Genomic DNA, 19,101 nt, shown 5'->3' with positions numbered 1-19,101 from the left:
AGTTGTTTCATCTTTTCCGCTACGCGCTCACGGCCGCGGGGCCCCGTCCTGGGGGTGAGCACTGCTGTTAAAACTAGGCCCTCCGGCCTTGCCGCCGGAGCGGCACCGTATTAACAGAGGCGCTCACCGCCAGGACTGGTTGCTGTTCCTCTGCTGTAGCTGTTAGTGTTGCTCTGTCTGCCTCTGCAGGTAACTATTGCTAATCCGCTAGCCTGAGGCGAGCCCGTGCTGCGCACATCAGCTAGGGGCAGAAGTGTTGATTGTTCATTGCTGCTTGTCTGTCACAATCTCTGGTTCAAGTTTCCAACCTGGACCTATGGTGGCGGAAGCTTTCAGCTTCCATGAGGCGGCAGCCTCACATTACTTCTGCTTCTTCTGCCCTCTATGGCGCGGAAGTAACTTCCGTGCCTTCTAAACTCCAGCTGATACTCACGCGCTGGCGCGAGTCTCCAAACGCGTGCCTACAGCTGACGGGCGGTCTCTGGCTGCCCTCGCGGCGCGGCAGCGAAACCAGACATTGCTGCTTCTTTCGTGTTGAATTGCCTAAAGAAAAAAGGAAGGACTCAAGACTCAGGACTCAGAACTCACTCCAATACTCCCCCTTTTGAAGGGGGTGAAGGGGGATGTTTACTCAGGAGGACACGCATGCCTGATACTCCCCTCCCGGGAGGGGCAGGGGTGGGTTCCATACGCCTGCCACCGCTGTACCGCCTGCCCCGAGACCCTAAACGCGGTCCAAGGGCCTGCGGGCGTCTGTGCCAAAAGCCGTTTCCGGCCTGTTTTTCGTAAATCAGCGCCAAACCAGCGGCTGGCCTGACAGAGCGTTGAGCAAAAGAATCATGTGTACGAACATAAACCAATCTGATATTCTTTCGTTCTAAGGCATATTAAAACATACCAAAACACCTATATAGTCACCTAACCCCTACTGCTATGAAAGCACTTCCGTTCCTTAAGAAAACGGCCGTGGCCATTACCCTGGCCGCCGCCTTTGCCGCCTGCGACAAAGCCCCCAAGGGAGACCAGGCCACCATTACAGACCAGCAGGACGCAGCCACGGCGGCGGGGCAGTCTTTTATGGTAGACACCGCTGACTCAAAAATCAGGTTCACGGGAAATGGCGTGGGCAAAAACCACCCGGGTACCTTTAAGCTGTCATCAGGCACGGTGGCGGTGGCGAACAACCAGATCACGGGCGGGCAGTTCACCATCAACATTCAATCAATGGACATGGAGGAAGAAGGGGAAATGATTGATACCAAGCTGCGCCCGCACCTGATGAGCGGCGACTTCTTTGACGCTGAAAAGTTTGGGACCGCTAAATTCGAGATCACCAAAGTGGAGCCCTACCAACCCACCAGCGGCGACACCTCTTTGGTGGAAGGCGCCAACTTTAATGTAAGCGGCAACCTTACCCTCAAAGGCGAAACCAAGAACATCACGTTCCCGGCCCGCATTGAGCTCAATGAGAATTCTATGGAGGCCGAAGCCAACTTTGACATTGACCGCCGCCAGTGGAAAATGAACTACGGCAATGATAAAACCCTGGGAGACAAGTTCATCTCTGAGACCGTAAACATTGAACTGGACCTGAAGGCCACCAAACCCAACGGCACCGGAGCAGCCCAGTAACACAACTCCTGCACTAACTACATAGCCCGAAGACACGTGTGTTTTCGGGCTATTTTTCTAAAAACAGGGCAAAAACAGGAACGGCGTCCCTCGCTCTCACTACCGGCTCAGCTAGTTTCTGGCTGCAGCCTGCCCTACCTCCCGTACCGCCTTTTCTACCGTCAGCCACGCAGGCGAAGTGGGGGCCACCAGATCAAAATGACCGGCAAAAGGCAAAAGCACGGTTTGCACCCTATAGTTTTTGTTAGACGAGTAAGCGGCCAATTGCTCTGCCTGCTGTACCGGCACAATAGGGTCTAAAGCGCCTTGCAGTAACCGCACCGGCACCTTCACCGGGATACGCCCCAAAGGTGAGCCGTCTGCGTACCGTTCTGGCACCGCTGATGGCAAACCACCCATCAATTTCTCCACGGCGGCGTTACAGCTGCCTTTCTCCTGGCTATACCCCACTAAATCAGTAATTCCCGCCAAAGAGACAACTCCTGTAATCTTCAAAGGGTTCTGGGCGTACAGCGGGCTGCTCTTGGGTAGTTTCTGCCGGGTGGCTGCCCAGAGCGCCAAGTGCCCGCCGGCAGAATGCCCCAGCACCACCACCTGCTTCTTATTCAAAGGATAGTTTTTTGCCAGCGCAGGTACATAGTCTATGGCTTTGCCCACGTCAAGAAACGTTCCGGGCCAACCGCCGCCCAGATTACCCACCCGCCTGAACTCCACGTTCCAGGTGGCATACCCTGCCTTGGTCAGAGCTGCGCTCAGGTGGTTCATGTACGCGTAGTTGTATTGTGACAGCCAGCACCCGCCATGAATGACCACCACTACCGGAAAAGGTCCTTGGCCCGTAGCAGGCACCCGCAGCTCCCCAAACTGAAGGGAGTCTGGCCCATACTGGATTTTAACCCCTGTTGTTGGTGCAGGCAGTTGCATAAGGTCTTGCCAGGACACCAGGGGCGGTGGGCTCTGGGCATGCACGGGAAGAATCTTTAGGCACAGAACCAGCAGCAGCACGTAAAAACAGTTTTTCATAGAAGACGAAGGTACACATTCTTCCTGGCAAGATGATCTGTCTGGCACCAGGCACCACAATGGTTCGCCTCCCTCCTGCATAGCCAAAATACCAGGATTCCGGTATTTGCCTCACCCCCCATTTGTCTGACCTTTACACCAGCAGGCACCGCCACCTGGTGCTACTTCTCCGGCCCGGGAACCAGAAAATAGCCACAGGTCTTTTTCTTTTTACCCACACTGCTGCCGGCTTTTTTGACCTTAGAGCATGTTTGAATTTTTCTTTTGCGCTGCAAACGGGTATCAAAAGAACCTGACGTTGCTTTTTTCTCGCACCATAGTGGGGCGTATGCTGCTCAAAAAACGCTATAGAAGAACCTTTCGCTCCCCGTTTTCGCTTGCAAAATCAAAATGCAAACAAGCTTTTAAACTGTTTATACAATATACTATTCCACCTTTGATTTCTTCATTCACCTGGGGCCCGGGAAAGACGTTCCCGGGCCTTCTTTTTAGAGATGGCTTTAACAGCATGCTGTATCCTCACGCCCCCACCAGCCCACAGCGAATGCCAGGCCTTCTCACCAAAGCCCTGACCAGAACACTCTTGGTATTCAACCCCTTGCCAACTGCACTCTATTAGAATACTCAGATATAGGTATTTCCCTTTTTACACCATTGCTGTTCCTTTACGGCAAAACTAAACAGAACTGACATGAAAAAATTCAACTCCCTCTTCCTGATGCTGGTGATGGCTTTCTCCAGTGTAACTTTAACGGCTTGCTTTGATGATGATGACGATAAAAAGGACTGTGCTGAAGACCTTAGAGCAGCCTTAGAATTTGCAACAACCAAAGCCCAGGCTATGGCCACAAACCCAAGTAGAGCAACCTGTGATGCCTATAAGAAATCACTAAATGACTATAAAAAGTTAGCCGAGGAATGTGGGAATTCACAACATAAACAAAGTGCTGATGCCCTTATCAACCAGGCTAATGTTACCTGTGATGGCTTGTAGTGAAAATATTCCACCCCAATAATGTAAGTAAGTGAGCAGTAAACTTATCAGTAACTACTAACCCAAAAGAGCCCGGAAACTGCGTTTCCGGGCTCTTTTTCTGAAATCAGGACAAAACCAGGCGCTAGTCCATTAGCTTTTTGTATCTGATTCTTTTCGGCTCCACGTCACCCAGGCGTTTCTTCTTGGCTTCTTCATAGTCTGAGAAGTTCCCTTCAAACCAAACCACTTGGGAGTCGCCTTCAAAGGCCAGGATGTGCGTGGCGATGCGGTCCAGGAACCAGCGATCATGGCTGATGACCACGGCGCAACCGGCAAAGTTTTCCAGCGCGTCTTCCAGGGCTCTGATCGCGTTTACGTCCAGGTCGTTAGTAGGCTCATCCAGCAGCAGCAGGTTGGCGCCTTGCTTAAGGGTCATGGCCAGGTGCACGCGGTTGCGCTCCCCGCCAGACAGCACGCCCACTTTCTTCTCCTGGTCACCGCCCGTGAAGTTGAACTTGCTCACGTACGCGCGGGAGTTTATCTGCCTACCGGCCAACAGCATGGTTTCAGTACCGCCGGAGATGGTTTCAAACACAGACTTGTTGGGGTCCAGGCTTTCATGCTGCTGGTCAACGTAGGCCGTTTCTACGGTTGGGCCCACCGTGATGGTGCCCGTGTCTGGTGTTTCACGGCCGGTGATCAATCTGAACAAGGTAGATTTACCGGCCCCGTTCGGGCCAATGATCCCCACAATACCGGCGGGTGGCAGGTTGAAGCTCAGGTTCTCAAACAACAGCTTATCACCAAAGGCTTTGCTCAGGTTTTCGGCCTCAATGACCACGTTCCCCAACCGCGGACCGTCTGGGATGAAGAGCTCCAGTTTCTGCTCTTTCTCTTTGGCCTCCTCAGAAGCCATTTTCTCGTAATTGCCTAAACGGGCCTTAGACTTGGCCTGGCGTGCTTTGGGGCTCATGCGGGCCCACTCCAACTCACGCTGCAGGGTTTTCTGGCGCTTGCTCTCGGTTTTCTCTTCTTTGGCCAGGCGCTCAGCCTTCTGCTCCAGCCAGCTGGAGTAATTGCCTTTCCAGGGAATGCCTTCGCCGCGGTCCAGCTCCAGAATCCAGCCGGCCACGTTGTCCAGGAAGTAACGGTCGTGGGTGACGGCAATCACGGTGCCTTTGTACTGCTGCAGGTGTTGCTCCAGCCACAAAACAGACTCAGCGTCTAAGTGGTTGGTAGGCTCATCCAGCAGCAGTACGTCTGGCTCCTGCAACAAGAGCCGGCAGAGGGCCACGCGGCGTTTCTCACCGCCAGACAGGTTGCCAATCACGGCATCGGCGGGCGGGGTGCGCAGGGCGTCCATGGCGCGTTCCAGCTTGCTGTCCAGGTCCCAGGCACCCAGGTGGTCCAGTTTCTCCTGCACTTCGCCCTGGCGGGCCATGAGTTTGTCAAAGTCGGCGTTCTCATCTGCGAAGGCCTCGTTGATTTCCTCAAACTCCTTTAAAAGGGCTACGGTTTCGGCGGCGCCCTCCTGCACAATCTCCATTACGGTTTTGGCTGGGTCCAGCTGCGGCTCCTGCTCCAGGTAGCCTACGCTGTAACCCGGTGAGAACGCCACATCGCCCTGGTATTGCTTGTCAACACCGGCAATTACTTTTAACAGAGATGATTTACCGGAGCCGTTGAGCCCCAGCACCCCAATCTTGGCGCCGTAGAAGAAAGAGAGGTAAATATTCTTGAGTACTTGTTTCTGCGGCGGGTAAATCTTGCTTACCCCCGCCATGGAGAAAATGATGGTTTCGTTGCTCATGTAGGTGCAGTATGATTAGTTCAGGTTCAACAGTAGTGGCTTGGGAACGTTTTGGAGCTGTTTTGGGAAAAACAGCCCGGAAACAGGCACATAACTTTGCAATGTAAAATTGAGTAATAAGCACGGGGGGAGTTGTTGCCCGGTGCAGCACCCGTGGGTACTGCACTTGCCTCAGCCGCCCAAAAGGCCGCGCCCCTGCTTCAAAACAAATGTTTGCTTTTGCCGCCTGTTTGCCAAGCTCTGCAAATATCGTAAAATTTGGCGGCCGTGAGTTATGAAAATTGGCGGCAATTCATAAACTTGTACCAAAATAGACTTTAATTTTTTTCAGTAAATATCCAGTAGATGGAAACCAAAGATTTGTCTGAGGAGGCTCATAAGTACGGCTACATTGAGGGGAACCAGGTGTGGTTGAAGCCCTTTATGCACTTTCCTGCACGTCAGGTAGGCGAAGTGAAAGAGGTGCCAGAAGAGAGTTTGCAGTACTTTGCCCACCGTTTTGAGAACTTCCGCCAAAAGGTAAATACCCTACTGGAAAAGATAGAAACCTCAGAAAACAAAGGTTCTTTCCTGATGAAGGTGCTGCACCTCAAGGAGCAGATTGAGAAATATGACGCCATTGGCGATTTTGAGTCGCTGCACCACCGCCTTTCTGCCGCTGAGGCTGACATAAAGGAAGCCATTGCCAAGAACCGTGACAAGAACCTGGCCACCAAGATCACCCTCATTCAGCAGGCCGAGACCCTGAAGGAAAGCATTGACTGGCCAGAGACCACTGAGAAGCTGAAAGAACTGCGCCAGACCTGGATCAAAACCGGCCCCGTTGACAAGTCACTGACAGATGAGCTGGAAGAGCGTTTCAAAACGGCAGTAGAGGAATTCTTCACCCGTAAGAAGGCCTTCTTCCAGGACAAAAAGGACATGCTCACCCGCACCATTGACAAATACCGGGCCCTTATTCAGCAGTCTGAGTCTTTGAAGAACTCTGAGGAGTGGGAAGAGACCAGCAAGAAGCTCAAAGACCTGCAGAACCAGTGGAAGGAAATTGGCGGCACCCTGCCCCGCAAGCTGTCCAATGACCTTTGGAACAGTTTCAGGGCGGCCAACAACCATTTCTTTGAGCGCCTCAAAAAACACATCAACAGCCAGAAAACCGAGTCAAAGGAAAAGTACCTGGAGGAAAACCTGGAGAAGAAACGCTCGCTGGTGGCCCAGGCCAACGCCCTGTTAGATGAACCGGTGCAGCAGGCGGTTACCCAGGCCAAAGAACTGCAGGCCGCCTGGAAGAAAGTGGGTCCGGTGCGCCAGGAGGAATCTGACGCCGTGTGGGAAAGCTTTCTGGTAGCCTGTGACAAGATCTTTGAACTGAGCAGCCTGGAACACTACATGCGCAAACGCCCCCTACCAGAAGGCAAAGACACGGCCAATGACCAGCTGCACGCCCGCATTAACGCCCTGCGTGATTTCATGAAGCATGACAAGCAGGAACTGGAGGTGCTGGAGACCAACATGGGCCGCCTGAACCCCAACCCGGGCAATGAGGCGTTCCGGAGCATGCTGGAAGGCAAAATCAAGAACTTCAACCGTAAACTCAAAACCAAACAGGAGTTGATTGAGCTGCTGCGCAAAAAGTACGGCGTAGAGAGCAACAAAACAGCCTAAGTCATTCGTAAGCCGTTAGTGTCAACGCACTACACTAACGGCTTACGCTATGAAAAAATACTTTCTACCATTTGTTTTCCTCCTTCCCCTCCTGGCGCAGTCCCAGAACGTGAAAGGCCCCTACCTGGGGGTCACCACCCAGTTCCAGAACACCTGGATCATCAATGACGAGCAGTATGATGATGTGAACTACAAACACAAGTTCACCACCAAATGGGCCCCCTTTGGCATTACCGCCGGCTACAAGTTCAATGAAAACCACAACCTGCAGGTAGAGCTCATGAGGTCTAAGCAGGGCGAGAACTTTGATTTGGTAGACAAAGACGGCAACAAGACAGGTGAGAAGGAAATTGACCTGGTGTACTGGAACATCCCGCTGCTGTTCAAATACACCACCGCCGGCAAGCTGCGGTTTAATTTTCAGGTGGGCCCCCAGCTGGGCATTCTCCAGAAGGGAACAGAAACCAACCGCCTGGAGAAAGCCGGCACCTACACCCGTAAAGGCGTAGAGTACACCATTCCGGCCAGCCGGGTGGGCACGCACCTGCTGGCCAGCACCCAGGAGTCTGACCGGCAGAAAAATGCAGAGGTGGGCGAATTCAATAAATATGACGCGGGTATTCTCTTGGGCGCGGGCCTGGAGTATGACCTGACACCCCACCTTTTCCTCACCACCAACCTCAGGTACAGTTACAACTTTGTCAACATCAGAAAAGAAGAGCACCTGGAGAGCAGCTATGACCCAGACACCTACACCCTGCGCCAAAACATGGTGGTAGGCCTACAGGTGGGGCTCAATTTCCTGTTCAACACCGGCGACGGCCGCTCCTCTGCCCGCCACCAATAAAAAATACGCGGTCTGCGCAAACATTTTACCTTTGTCTTCGTTGTGTTGAAACAATGCAAAAGGGCACGCCTGAAATACCCGTTTGATTTGTCAAACAATATTTTATTTTTGCAGACCATTACACCTTTTGCAACCTATTGTAACGCTATATTTTTTTAAGGAGAATTACTATGTATTGGACACTAGAACTTGCCTCTTACCTGGAAGATGCCCCTTGGCCAGCAACCAAGGATGAGCTTATTGACTACTCTATCCGTTCTGGCGCCCCTATGGAGGTAGTAGAAAACCTGCAGGACCTGGAGGATGATGGCCAACCATATGAGAACATTGAAGAAGTTTGGCCGGACTATCCTACCAAAGAAGACTTCATGTTCAATGAAGACGAATACTAGCCTTAAGTAAGAATTGGGAATTAGGAATTAAGAATGGCCTCATTGATAATTCTTAATTTTGAATTCATCATTCTCAATTAAGAACGTTGGCTGTTTTAGAAATAAAAGATTTGGTTGCGGGGTACGGTGAACGCCTACTGCTCCGCAACCTTTCTTTTTTTGTACCAGCGCCCACCTTTATTGCCATCATTGGGCATAACGGCAGCGGCAAGTCTACCTTTCTGAAAGCTTTGACAGGGCAAATCCCCTCACAGGGGCAGGTGCTCGTGCAAGGCCAGCCCCTGCCCCATCGCCCTGGCGCCCTGGCGCGCGCCTTCTCCTACCTTCCGCAGAAGAACACTGTGGCCTTTCCGGTCACAGTGCTGGAACTGGTGGTGATGGGGCTCTTCAGATCAAAACGGCTTCTGGACCACTACACCGCCCAGGACTACAGCCGCGCCGAGGACGTGTTAAGCCGCCTGGGAGTGCACCACCTGCGCCACCGCACGTTCACAGATCTTTCTGGCGGGGAGCAGCAACTGGTGTGGCTGGCCCAGCTCATGCTGCAGGACAGCCCTGTCGCCCTGCTGGATGAACCTACCCAGCAGCTGGATGTGTACCACAAGAAACGGGTATTTGATTTAATGGCCTCCTGGGTGCGGCAAGAGCAGAAGACGGTGCTGTGCATTACGCATGACCTCCTGAACCTGCTGCCGCTGCAAGGCTGCCTGCTCAACCTTTCACAGCCCCACCCCCAACTGGAGGCGCTTTCCCCTGAAACGGTTCTCAGTCACCAGAAATTCCTGGAGGAGAAGCCTCAGCACTAGCAGCCATGCCTGGCTTTGCGTTTCTGGCCTGTTTTTCTGAAAACAGCCTAAAACAACCATAGCCTGGGGGCCGAAATGCTATTTCCCTTTTTCCTGTACCAGAAACGCCTCTGCCAGCACCAGGTCTTCTGGGGTGGTGAGCTTGATGTTTCTGTAGCTGCCTTGTACCAGCTGCACCTTATGCCCAAACCGCTCCACCACTGAGGCGTCATCTGTGAACTGCGCCACCTCAGGCTGGGCATACGCCCGCCTAAGCAACGGCAACCTGAAACACTGCGGCGTCTGCACCAGCCGGTATGCGGTACGGTCTACAGCTTTGGAGCTGCCCCCGCGCACCCTTCTAATAGAGTCTTTCAGCTCAACCGCCACCACAGACGCCCCCTGCCTGGAAGCCGTCTCATACGCCGCCTCCAGCATGGCCTTGTCAACAAAGGGCCTCACACCGTCATGCACGGCCACCACCCCTTCTTCGGCGTGCGCCAGCGCCGCCAACCCGTTCCTCACTGACTGAAATCTGGTCTGCCCCCCTGCCACCACCTGGTGCGGCACCTGAAAACCATGCTGCGCGCACAGCTGTTGCCAGGTACCCATCTCCTGCTCCGGCAGTACCACTACCAGCACCAGGGCGGGGTCATAGTTGAAAAACCGTCTAATGGTATGCAGCAGCACCGGCTCACCGCCCATGGGAAGAAACTGCTTGGGTTGGGAGGTTTGCATTCGGCTCCCGGAGCCCCCGGCAACAATGATGGCGTATTTCTGAAACATGGGCATAGGCGGTACAAGTTGGCAGCCCTAAGTTACGTTTTTGACCTGTTTTTGGAAAAATAAGCCAAAAACACATGTAGAGGGAAATTCATGGGCTCTACACTTCACTAAACCTAGAACCTGTCTTCAACTTTGTTTTTCATACGGCAAAGGCCCCTGGCAACAACGCGTGGTGCCTTTACACTTTTTGTATTCACAGCGCTGCCATTAGGGTCTAAAAGAACCTCGCTCTCCCTGAATGAGCTGACAACCCCTTAACAGGCGGTAACTGGCACAAGAGCAGCATGACGCCAACCGCAGTTCATGGCCCTATTTCTCTTTTGAACTGCCGCAGGATAAGCTGAACCTGCGCGCACCTGAGGCTGCTTGCATTTGTCTTTTACGCGGCTAAAGGCTATAAAACGCACCTGCGTTCACATCTCACCCGCCCTGCTACCGGCTCAAAAAAATGCTTCTACAGAATCTTTCAGAGGCACTTTTTGACAGTAAAACCAAAATGTAAACAGGCTGCCCAGAAGCAAACGAGGTAGTTGTTTAGAGTTTTCTCCTTTTGTTCCTGGCGCAAAGCGCCTGCCATGCCGTTTAATAAGATAGCAAGGTTCTGTTTCTGGGCTGTTTTTGTGAAAGCAGGCCCAAAACCTGGGCACAAACGGTCGCTTGCGCCAGCCAAAAGCCTCTAAATGCTGAAAACTCTAAACAGCAGGGAGGCTTCCTCTCTCAGTGGCTTCCTCTTTACAGGGTTATGTAGGCACCTGCAGGGTAAAAGTGGTTCCCTGCCCCACCTGGCTGGCAACCGACAGGTTTCCGCCCATGGCTTTGGCCTGGGAGTGGGCAATGTACAGCCCCAGCCCTTTGCTGTCTTTGTGCTGGTGAAACCGCTGGTACAGGCCAAAGATGCGGTCACCGTAGCGCTCCAGGTTGATTCCCTGCCCGTTGTCTGAGAAATGCAGCAGAATCTTGTCTGGCCGGGCCTCTGTCTTTACTTCTATCTCTAATCTTCTGCCTGGGGCCCGGTACCGCAAGGCATTGGTAAGCAGGTTAAGCAGAATACTGTGCAGGTAGCCCGGGTTGAAGGAAAGCTCCTGCGCCTGGGAGAAGTCTACGGTAATGTGCGGGTTTGCCTCCTGCAGCTGCCCGTCTACAGAACCCACCACTTCCTGGAACGCCTCTTCCAGCCGCACCACCTCTTTCTTTACCTGCCGGTTCTCTTTCATCATCAGCACCTCCATGAGGTCATTGACAATGGTGTTCATCTGGCGGGTTGACTCCCCTAACTTCTGGATCAGGAGTCTGTTTCTGCCTTCAGGCACAGAGTTCAGGTCAATCAGGTCAGCAATGCCTGTGAGGTTGGCAAGCGGCGCCCGCAGGTTATGGGAGATAATGTAAGAGAACTGCTTTAAACCGGCGTTGCTGCTGGTCAGCTCTGAGATAAGCTGCTCCCGCTCTGCTTCCAGGTTCTTTTGGGCGGTGATGTCCCGCTGAATAGAGATCCAGTGGGTAAGCGTTTGTTTCTTATCAAAGATAGGAATGACTGCCAGGTGGGTCCAGAACTTCTCCCCGCCCTGCCGGTAGTTGATCATCTCCACCTCACCGGCGCACTGCCGCTGCAGAATCTGTTCCAGCTCTGCCAAGGCGGCCGTACTTGTCTCTGGCCCGCTCAGCACCAGGACATCTCTGCCGAGCACCTCCATAGCGCCATAACCGGTCATTTGCAGAAAAGCCTCATTGCAGAAAATAGTCTGCAACTGCTGTGGCTGGCGGGGGGCTACTTCACTGATGGCAATGGCGTCATGGGCGTTGATGATCACAGACTCCAGCAACCGCAACTGCTGCTCTTCCTGCTTTTGCCGGGTGATGTCTGTGAGGAGGGCAAACACATGCTCCACCTTGCCAGTCTCATCTATCTGGGGTTGCACCTGCAGCCGCAGCCAGTATTTCTGCCCGCTTTTGGAGTATTGCACCAGCTCACACTCCAGCGGTTCCAGCCTGGCCAACTGTTCATCTATGTAGGAGATGGTCTCCTGATCAGTTTCTGCGCCGTTCATGAAAGAGCCCGGGGTGCGCCCCTCCACCTCCTGCAGGGTATATCCCATCAGTCTGGTAAACGCATCATTCACCCACTGCACTTGTATGGCCGGGCTCATGATGAGCACACCATTAATGGTTTCTTTAGCAATGACAGATAACTTCTTCAGCTCTTCCTCTGCCTGTTTGCTCACTGTTACATCCTGAATGGCACCTACCATGCGAATGGCCTTTTTCTGCTCATCCCGCACAATGTAACCCCGCTCACTTACGTACAGGCAATTGCCGTCTTCCCTTACCAGCCGGTACTCTGCCTGCCAGGAACTCCTGGATTCGTCCTGCAGCGCCTGGTTCAGGGAAGCGATCAGTTCGGCCTGGTCTTCCTGATGCAGCATCTGCGTCCAGTAGGCCAGGGCAGAATTCTGCCGGTTTCGCGTCACCCCAAACACTTTCTCAAACCCGGTTCCCCAATACAGGGTGTCAGAGGCCAGGTCCCAATCATAAATGGCATCATGGGTGGCTGAGGTGGCCAGCCGGTAGCGTTCATTGACTAGCTTCAGGGCAGATTCGGCCAGCTTGTTTTCTACAATGAGCTGCAGCACGTGTTTGATGCTCTCCAGCGTTTGCTCCTCTTGCGGCGTTGGCTTTTTTGCTTCCTGGTAGAAGACCGCCACGGCACCCAACACTTTCTGGCTGGCCCCCACCAATGGGAAGAACCAGCAGGCGTGCAGGTTGTAAGAAAGCAGCAGAGGGAAGTATTTCTTCCAACGGGGATCTGTTTTTACCTCTGTGCTGACCACTTTCTGCCCCAGATAGGCTATTGAGCCGCATGCCTCGGCATTCAGCTCAATAGAAATACCGTTGATGCGGGCCATAAAGCCCGCGGGCAGGCTGGGGGCGGCCACAGGGTACAGTTTCTGCCCTTCCCGCCGAAGGCAGGCACAGAACATACCTGGGTGCAGGCGTTCAATCCCCGCCAGATAAAAGGAAACGGTAGACTCCAGCGTGCTGCCCGGCAAGGCATTCTGCTCCAGAACCTGCTTTCCCAGCTGTTCCAGTTCTACCTTGTGGCTACAGGGCGCCGCCTGTTTTCTGGCCTCTTGCAAGGCCGTCTGGGCTTTCTGCAGCTCCTCCTGCAATGCCTTCACCTGTTCTTCCAGCTGCCGTATCTTCTGACCGGCCGGCTGGGAGCCTTCCGGCGGAGAAACCATGCCGGCAACCGGGGTTGCTGGGGCGGACAAATTCTCTTTCATGCCTCAGTTGCAATTCAAACCAATGCGTTTTGCCATCATTCTTTCACTACGTCACCTCACGTCTCCAACCAGCTACTGGCACCATTGACAGATGCCTCACATAATTGATTTTTCAGGAGCAGATGAGAGCCTTCCACTTTTCTACGCCCCGGTTTTCAAAAGCTAAATATACTGCAATTCTTTAAACCAACTCCCTCTTAGACAAGCATTTCAACCTGACCCTGTACATTCTGTTACAGCTAGCAGATTTTACTCCCCCTGGCAGTCACCGCCCAACAGGGAACAAAGGTGCGGTTCACGTACCCCTGGCATGGGGCTTCTGTTTTTGGCCTGTTTTGGTGAAAACAGGCCAAAAACAGAAGCCCCTCCGGCATAGACCGGCGGGGCTTCTACAACGGCCTTTTCAGGCTTAGATTAGAGAATCAACATCACGTCACCGTAGCTGAAGAACTTGTACTTCTCTTTGATGGCGGTCTGGTAGGCCTCCATAATCAGGTCATAGCCTCCAAACGCCGCCGCCATCATCAACAAGGTTGACTCCGGCATGTGGAAGTTGGTCAGCAGGCTGTTGGCAATTTTGAAATCATACGGCGGAAATATAAACCGGTCTGTCCAGCCTTCATTGGGCTTTAAGCGGCTGTTGGCAGAAACAGAAGACTCCAGGGCACGCATGGTGGTGGTGCCAATAGAGCAAACCCGCTTCTTGTTGTCCAGGGCCTTGTTCACATACCTGGTGGTTTCTTCAGGCACAAAGAACTGCTCAGAGTCCATTTTGTGCTTGGTCAGGTCTTCTACGTCTACCGGTCTAAACGTACCCAGGCCTACGTGCAGGGTGATAGGCGCCACATCTACGCCTTTCAGCTCCAGACGCTTTAAAACTTCCCTGGTGAAGTGCAGACCCGCGGTGGGTGCCGCTACGGCCCCCGTCACCTCAGCATACACGGTCTGGTACCGTTCCTGGTCATCTGGCTCAGGCTCACGCTTGATGTATTTGGGCAGCGGGGTCTCCCCCAGGTCATGAATGGTCTTGTAGAAATCTTCATCAGACCCGTCAAACAGGAACTTGATGGTACGGCCGCGCGAAGTGGTGTTGTCAATCACCTCTGCCACCAGGTCACTTTCACCAAAGTACAGCTTGTTGCCAACGCGTATCTTCCGGGCCGGGTCTACCAGCACGTCCCACAGGTGAATGCGCTTGTCCAGCTCACGCAGCAGGAACACCTCAATCTTGGCACCGGTTTTCTCTTTGTTGCCGTACAGACGGGCCGGAAAAACTTTGGTGTTGTTGGTCACCATCACATCGCCCTCGTCAAAATAGGTGATGATGTCTTTGAAGACTTTGTGCTCTATCTTGCCGCTGTCACGGTGAATCACCATTAAACGGGCTTCATCACGGTTTGGGGCCGGGTGTGAGGCCACTAACTCAGTAGGCAGGTCAAACTTGAACTCTGATAATTTCATTTTTAATATTACGGTATTAAAATAGTAGCAAAAAAAATAGAGGGCAAAGGTAGGCACTTTGCGCTAAATTCTTTTACATTTAGCCTAAATAAGTCTCCCTTCGCGCCCCGGCTTTACAGAAAACCCGCGGCGCGGCGGGGCTTCTGTGCGCTTACCCGCTCACTACAAACAACTTAGAAGTAACAATTTAATAAACGGGAAATTGCCCCGTTTCACTATAAATAGCTTTATCTTTCTTACATGATCTACCTTCGGCTGGTTTTTGAAAGTTTCCGTTTTGCGTGGCAGGCCCTGCGGTCTAACCTCCTGCGCACGATTCTTTCTTTGCTGGGGGTGACCATTGGCATCTTTGCCATCATCTCGGTGTTTACCATTGTAGACTCTCTGGAGAAGAGCATCAGGCAGAGCATGAGCTTTGTGGGCGAACGCATTGTGTACATCCAGAAGTGGCCCTGGATCTTTGAGGGGGGCAATGATATTCCCTGGTGGAAATACATGCAACGCCCCTCTGCCACGGTGCGGGAATACAACTTCCTGAACCAGAACCTGGAGAATGATGAAGGGGTGGCCCTGGTGGCCCGCCGCGGCAGCAACACCTTCAAGCACGGCAGCAACAGCATGAGTGGCATTATGCTGCAGGGGGTGACCCAGGATTTCAACAAAGTGGCCGAGGTCCCCATTGAAGAAGGCCGTTACTTTACCCAGCAGGAGACAGACGGCTCCCGCAACGTGATCATCATTGGCGCTGAAGTTGCCCAGAACCTTTTCCCCAACGGCAGCGCCCTGGGGGGCGACATCAGAATCCAGGGGCAGAAGTTCACCGTGATTGGGGTTATGGAGAAACAGGGGGCCGGTCTTTTTGAAGGCATGCCCACCAATGACAAGAACGCCTACACCACGTTTGGGGCCTTCGGCAAGATGTTCGCCAGCGGGCAGCGGGGCATTGAGCCTAACATCATGATCAAAGGCCGGGCAGACGATGAGGGGCTCCAGAACCTGGAGTACGAGGTACGCGGCAAGATGCGCACCATTAGGGGCCTCAAACCGTATGAGGAGGACAACTTTGCCGTAAACCGTTCAGAGATGATGGCAGACGCCATTGGCAAAATGTTCTCTATCATTGGGCTGGCCGGCTGGGTGATTGGCGGCTTCTCTATTCTGGTGGGGGGCTTTGGCATTGCCAACATCATGTTCGTCTCTGTGAAGGAACGCACCAATATCATAGGTATTCAGAAATCTTTGGGTGCCAAAAACTTTTTCATCCTGTTCCAGTTCCTCTTTGAGTCTGTGTTCCTGAGCCTGATAGGCGGCGGGGTAGGCATCTTGCTCGTTTCCCTCATCACCCTCATTCCCATGGGTACCCTGGAGATTTTTCTCTCTGCCGGCAACATTCTCCTGGGCTTGGGCGTATCGGTGGTGATTGGCGTGCTCTCAGGGATCATCCCGGCGGTAATTGCTTCCCATTTAGACCCCGTGATTGCCATCAGGTCAAAATAACCAAGCCTGTTCTTATTTACCCTAACTCTTTTCCAGCGCTACCTCTTGAAACGCCCCCTTAGGGGTCTGTTTCCCAGAGGTAGGCTTACTACATGACTGATATATGACGAAGTTGAGAAAAACCAGCAAGACCCAGCTACAAGACGAGTCTAGCAACGCCGGCAGCGGCACCATTATTACACAGCCTGAGGCCAACGAACACAAAGCGCAATCACTGGCCGAGGCCAAGCAAATAGCCAAACAGGAGGCCCCCGTACTCAGTGACGATGACAAACGCATTCGCGAAGCCTTCACAGACAAAGACTGGAATGAAATCAAGATAGCCGACTCCTGGCAGATCTTTAAAGTGATGGCAGAATTTGTGGAGGGCTTTGAGAAAATGGCTAAAATTGGCCCCTGCGTGTCTATCTTCGGGTCTGCCCGCACCAAGGAAGACAACCCTTACTATAAAATGGCCGAGGAGATAGCCGCCAAACTGGTACGCCACGGATACGGAGTGATTACGGGCGGTGGCCCGGGTATCATGGAAGCCGGTAACAAAGGCGCGCACTCAGAAGGCGGGCGCTCTGTGGGCCTGAACATTCACCTGCCGTTTGAGCAGTTCAACAATATTTACATTGACCCAGACAAACTCATCAACTTTGACTACTTCTTTGTGCGCAAAGTGATGTTTGTGAAATACGCCCAGGGCTTTATTGGCATGCCCGGCGGCTTTGGTACGCTTGATGAGCTGTTTGAGGCCATTACGCTTATCCAGACCAAGAAAATTGGCCAGTTCCCCATTGTGCTGGTAGGCAAGTCTTACTGGGGCGGGCTGTTTGAGTGGATCAAAGATGTGATGCTCACGCAGGAAAGCAACATCAGTCCGGAAGACCTGGATCTGGTGCACATTGTTGATAACGCCACAGACGCCGTAAAAATCATTGATGATTTCTACAGCAAGTACATGCTGTCTCCCAACTTCTAAGAGACCCCGCGTTGGCAGTTTTGGCCTGTTTTCAGAAAAAGAGCCCGGAAACGCAATTTCCGGGCTCTTTTGGTTTCTGCGGCCTGCAGCCGAACAGAAGAGAGTTGGCAGATTTGCCTTCTGTCTCCTTTCCTGATTTACGGGTTGCAATTGCCCCACAGCAAGCCCCTTCTGCTACTTCTACCCATGACCAGAAACGGCAGTTCCCTGCGCCCATACTCTGTTTCCGGCCTGTTTTTGGGAAAACAGGCCGCAAACAGGAAATGGCTGGCACTGCTGTTTTTGTATCTTTGGAGACCAGTCACACCACTGCCAATGTCCTTCCTTGCACAAATCTCAGAACCCACCCTCCTGCTCAATGAGCAGATTGCCCGCGCCAACATCCGCCGCATGGCCGAAAAAGCCAAAAGGCAGAATGTGCGCCTGCGCCCTCACTTCAAGACCCACCAAAGCAGACAGGTAGGCGAATGGTTTAAGGAGGAAGGCGTTACGGCTATCACGGTTTCCAGCGTAAAAATGGCCCAGTACTTTGTACGGCACGGCTGGTCAGACATCACCATCGCCTTCCCGCTGAACCGCCGGCAGTTGCTCCAGCTAGCCGAACTGGCGCAGCAGATTAATCTTGGAGTTACGGTTACGTCAGCGGATGATGTGGTATTTCTGCGGGAGCAGCTTTCTGTACCCGTAAACATCTGGGTGAAAGCAGACACCGGCTATGGCCGCACCGGCATTAAAACCGAAGATACCGCCGTGCTGGATGCCGTTTTGCAAGAGCTGGCGCAAACACCGCAGCATACGTTCTTAGGCTTTCTGGCCCACGCCGGCCACACGTACAAAGCCCGGGGCAAAAATGCTATTGCGGACATACATACGCAAACGCTGGCTAAAATGCAGGCGCTGAAAGAACGTTATGCTGCGGCTTGGCCTGGCCTGCAACTTTCCGTGGGCGACACGCCCAGTTGCAGCGTCATGGAAGATTTCTCGGGCATAGAGGAAATCCGGCCCGGCAACTTTGTCTTCTATGATTTGATGCAATACAAGATTGGTTCCTGCCGTCTGGAAGACATTGCCGTAGCCATGGCCTGCCCCGTGGTAGCCCTACACCCAGACCGACATGAGGTGATTCTCTACGGCGGCGCGGTACATCTCTCCAAAGACGCGCTTCGGGAGCCAGACCGGGTACCTCTTTTCGGATTGGTGGTGCCGCTCACGGAAACTGGTTGGGGAGCGCCTTTGCCAGACACCACTTTGGTTTCGCTTTCACAAGAGCACGGCGTGGTACGGACTTCGCCGGAGTTATTCTCTCAGTTTAAGGTGGGGGATTTGGTAGGCGTGCTTCCGGTGCATTCCTGTCTGACCGCTGATTTAATGAAAGGTTACACCACATTGCAAGGGGAAATGCTGGAGCATTTGAGTGGGGTATAACCTCACCCCCAGCCCCTCTCCCACGGAGAGGGGAGCCTGCTTACTGCGTTTTGGGGCTGTTTTTGGAAAAACAGGCTGGAAACGGAACTGACACAGACACTCGCAGGAGCCACGCACGCTACGAGGTCTTTGGAGCAGCGGCTTTCCCCTTTCTGCACAATCGCTCTATATCTTTCTGTTCTTTCTATATCTTTCTGTTCTTTCTATAGCCAAACAGCAATTTGGAGTAAGTCACGGAAGTAACTTCCGCGCCATGGAAATAAAAAAGACTCAAATCAGCCCCAAAACGCAATATGCAGGCTCCCCTCTCCGTGGGAGAGGGGCTGGGGGTGAGGTTAAACTATTCCGCTCCAAAGACCTCGTAGCGTGCGCAGCTCCTACGAGTGTCTCTGCCAACAGCCTTGCCCACCGCAAAATCCAGCAATCCTGAAAATTCCATAGATCTAGGTGCAGACAATCCCGTTTCCCGCCTGTTTTTCCAAAAACAGCCCCAAAACGCAGTAGCCAAAAATCTCCCCTCTCCGTGGGAGAGGGGCCGGGGGTGAGGATAAACTATTCCG

The 19,101-nt window shown here is 53.0% G+C and carries 15 protein-coding genes; 10 read left to right on the top strand and 5 right to left on the bottom strand.

Features of this window, described 5'->3' with window-relative positions; translation table 11 throughout:
* Window positions 1-933: 933 nt before the first annotated feature.
* The gene (locus A8O25_RS00210) at window positions 934-1,632 is read left to right on the top strand and encodes a YceI family protein (protein WP_066829203.1); all 699 of its coding nucleotides are present in this window, start codon (window positions 934-936) and stop codon (window positions 1,630-1,632) included.
* A 111-nt stretch (window positions 1,633-1,743) separates the two neighbouring features.
* Here the strand turns inward: A8O25_RS00210 and A8O25_RS00205 are convergent, their stop codons facing one another.
* On the bottom strand, window positions 1,744-2,655 hold the full coding sequence (locus A8O25_RS00205) for an alpha/beta hydrolase family protein (protein WP_206598630.1): 912 nt from the start codon (window positions 2,653-2,655) through the stop codon (window positions 1,744-1,746).
* Between the two features lie 247 nt (window positions 2,656-2,902).
* Between A8O25_RS00205 and A8O25_RS22790 the strand changes: the two genes are divergently transcribed.
* Together A8O25_RS22790 and A8O25_RS00200 are read left to right on the top strand one after the other, a co-directional pair.
* Complete coding sequence (locus A8O25_RS22790) at window positions 2,903-3,274, top strand: hypothetical protein (protein ID WP_153042532.1); 372 nt, start codon at window positions 2,903-2,905, stop codon at window positions 3,272-3,274.
* A gap of 72 nt (window positions 3,275-3,346) precedes the next feature.
* The gene (locus A8O25_RS00200; protein WP_066829200.1) at window positions 3,347-3,649 is read left to right on the top strand and encodes a hypothetical protein; all 303 of its coding nucleotides are present in this window, start codon (window positions 3,347-3,349) and stop codon (window positions 3,647-3,649) included.
* 124 nt (window positions 3,650-3,773) lie between these two features.
* Here the strand turns inward: A8O25_RS00200 and ettA are convergent, their stop codons facing one another.
* Window positions 3,774-5,441, bottom strand: a complete 1,668-nt coding sequence (gene ettA, locus A8O25_RS00195; RefSeq protein WP_066829197.1) for an energy-dependent translational throttle protein EttA — start codon at window positions 5,439-5,441, stop codon at window positions 3,774-3,776.
* Window positions 5,442-5,786: 345 nt separating this feature from the next.
* On the opposite strand from ettA, the gene A8O25_RS00190 reads away from it, so the two are divergent.
* The 4 genes from A8O25_RS00190 to A8O25_RS00175 all read left to right on the top strand — a co-directional run bounded on the left by A8O25_RS00190 (window position 5,787) and on the right by A8O25_RS00175 (window position 9,148).
* The gene (locus tag A8O25_RS00190) at window positions 5,787-7,103 is read left to right on the top strand and encodes a DUF349 domain-containing protein (RefSeq protein ID WP_066829194.1); all 1,317 of its coding nucleotides are present in this window, start codon (window positions 5,787-5,789) and stop codon (window positions 7,101-7,103) included.
* A gap of 49 nt (window positions 7,104-7,152) precedes the next feature.
* On the top strand, window positions 7,153-7,950 hold the full coding sequence (locus A8O25_RS00185; RefSeq protein WP_066829191.1) for a porin family protein: 798 nt from the start codon (window positions 7,153-7,155) through the stop codon (window positions 7,948-7,950).
* Window positions 7,951-8,120: 170 nt separating this feature from the next.
* Window positions 8,121-8,342 carry a DUF2795 domain-containing protein gene (locus A8O25_RS00180; protein ID WP_066829188.1) on the top strand — a complete coding sequence of 74 codons (222 nt, stop codon included), beginning with the start codon at window positions 8,121-8,123 and terminating at the stop codon, window positions 8,340-8,342.
* 86 nt (window positions 8,343-8,428) lie between these two features.
* Window positions 8,429-9,148: an ABC transporter ATP-binding protein gene (locus tag A8O25_RS00175; protein ID WP_082893364.1), complete on the top strand. Its 720-nt coding sequence runs from the start codon at window positions 8,429-8,431 to the stop codon at window positions 9,146-9,148.
* A gap of 78 nt (window positions 9,149-9,226) precedes the next feature.
* Here the strand turns inward: A8O25_RS00175 and A8O25_RS00170 are convergent, their stop codons facing one another.
* The 3 genes from A8O25_RS00170 to queA all read right to left on the bottom strand — a co-directional run bounded on the left by A8O25_RS00170 (window position 9,227) and on the right by queA (window position 14,652).
* The gene (locus A8O25_RS00170; protein WP_153042531.1) at window positions 9,227-9,913 is read right to left on the bottom strand and encodes a 2-C-methyl-D-erythritol 4-phosphate cytidylyltransferase; all 687 of its coding nucleotides are present in this window, start codon (window positions 9,911-9,913) and stop codon (window positions 9,227-9,229) included.
* A gap of 740 nt (window positions 9,914-10,653) precedes the next feature.
* Window positions 10,654-13,191 carry a PAS domain S-box protein gene (locus A8O25_RS00165; protein ID WP_066829182.1) on the bottom strand — a complete coding sequence of 846 codons (2,538 nt, stop codon included), beginning with the start codon at window positions 13,189-13,191 and terminating at the stop codon, window positions 10,654-10,656.
* A gap of 414 nt (window positions 13,192-13,605) precedes the next feature.
* Window positions 13,606-14,652 carry a tRNA preQ1(34) S-adenosylmethionine ribosyltransferase-isomerase QueA gene (gene queA, locus A8O25_RS00160; RefSeq protein WP_066829552.1) on the bottom strand — a complete coding sequence of 349 codons (1,047 nt, stop codon included), beginning with the start codon at window positions 14,650-14,652 and terminating at the stop codon, window positions 13,606-13,608.
* A 240-nt stretch (window positions 14,653-14,892) separates the two neighbouring features.
* Between queA and A8O25_RS00155 the strand changes: the two genes are divergently transcribed.
* The 3 genes from A8O25_RS00155 (at window position 14,893) to A8O25_RS00145 (ending at window position 18,541) form a co-directional block, all read left to right on the top strand.
* The gene (locus A8O25_RS00155; protein WP_066829179.1) at window positions 14,893-16,149 is read left to right on the top strand and encodes an ABC transporter permease; all 1,257 of its coding nucleotides are present in this window, start codon (window positions 14,893-14,895) and stop codon (window positions 16,147-16,149) included.
* Between the two features lie 103 nt (window positions 16,150-16,252).
* Window positions 16,253-17,116 carry an LOG family protein gene (locus tag A8O25_RS00150; protein ID WP_182514202.1) on the top strand — a complete coding sequence of 288 codons (864 nt, stop codon included), beginning with the start codon at window positions 16,253-16,255 and terminating at the stop codon, window positions 17,114-17,116.
* 315 nt (window positions 17,117-17,431) lie between these two features.
* Entirely contained in the window at window positions 17,432-18,541 is a 1,110-nt protein-coding gene (locus A8O25_RS00145) for an alanine racemase (RefSeq protein ID WP_066829549.1), read from the top strand.
* Window positions 18,542-19,101: the final 560 nt, after the last annotated feature.

Origin of the sequence: Rufibacter ruber (assembly GCF_001647275.1) — a bacterium.
In the GTDB taxonomy this organism is placed as follows: domain Bacteria; phylum Bacteroidota; class Bacteroidia; order Cytophagales; family Hymenobacteraceae; genus Nibribacter; species Nibribacter ruber_C.
Note: the sequence above shows the minus strand (reverse complement) of the source record. Positions and strands in the feature narration are given on the sequence as shown.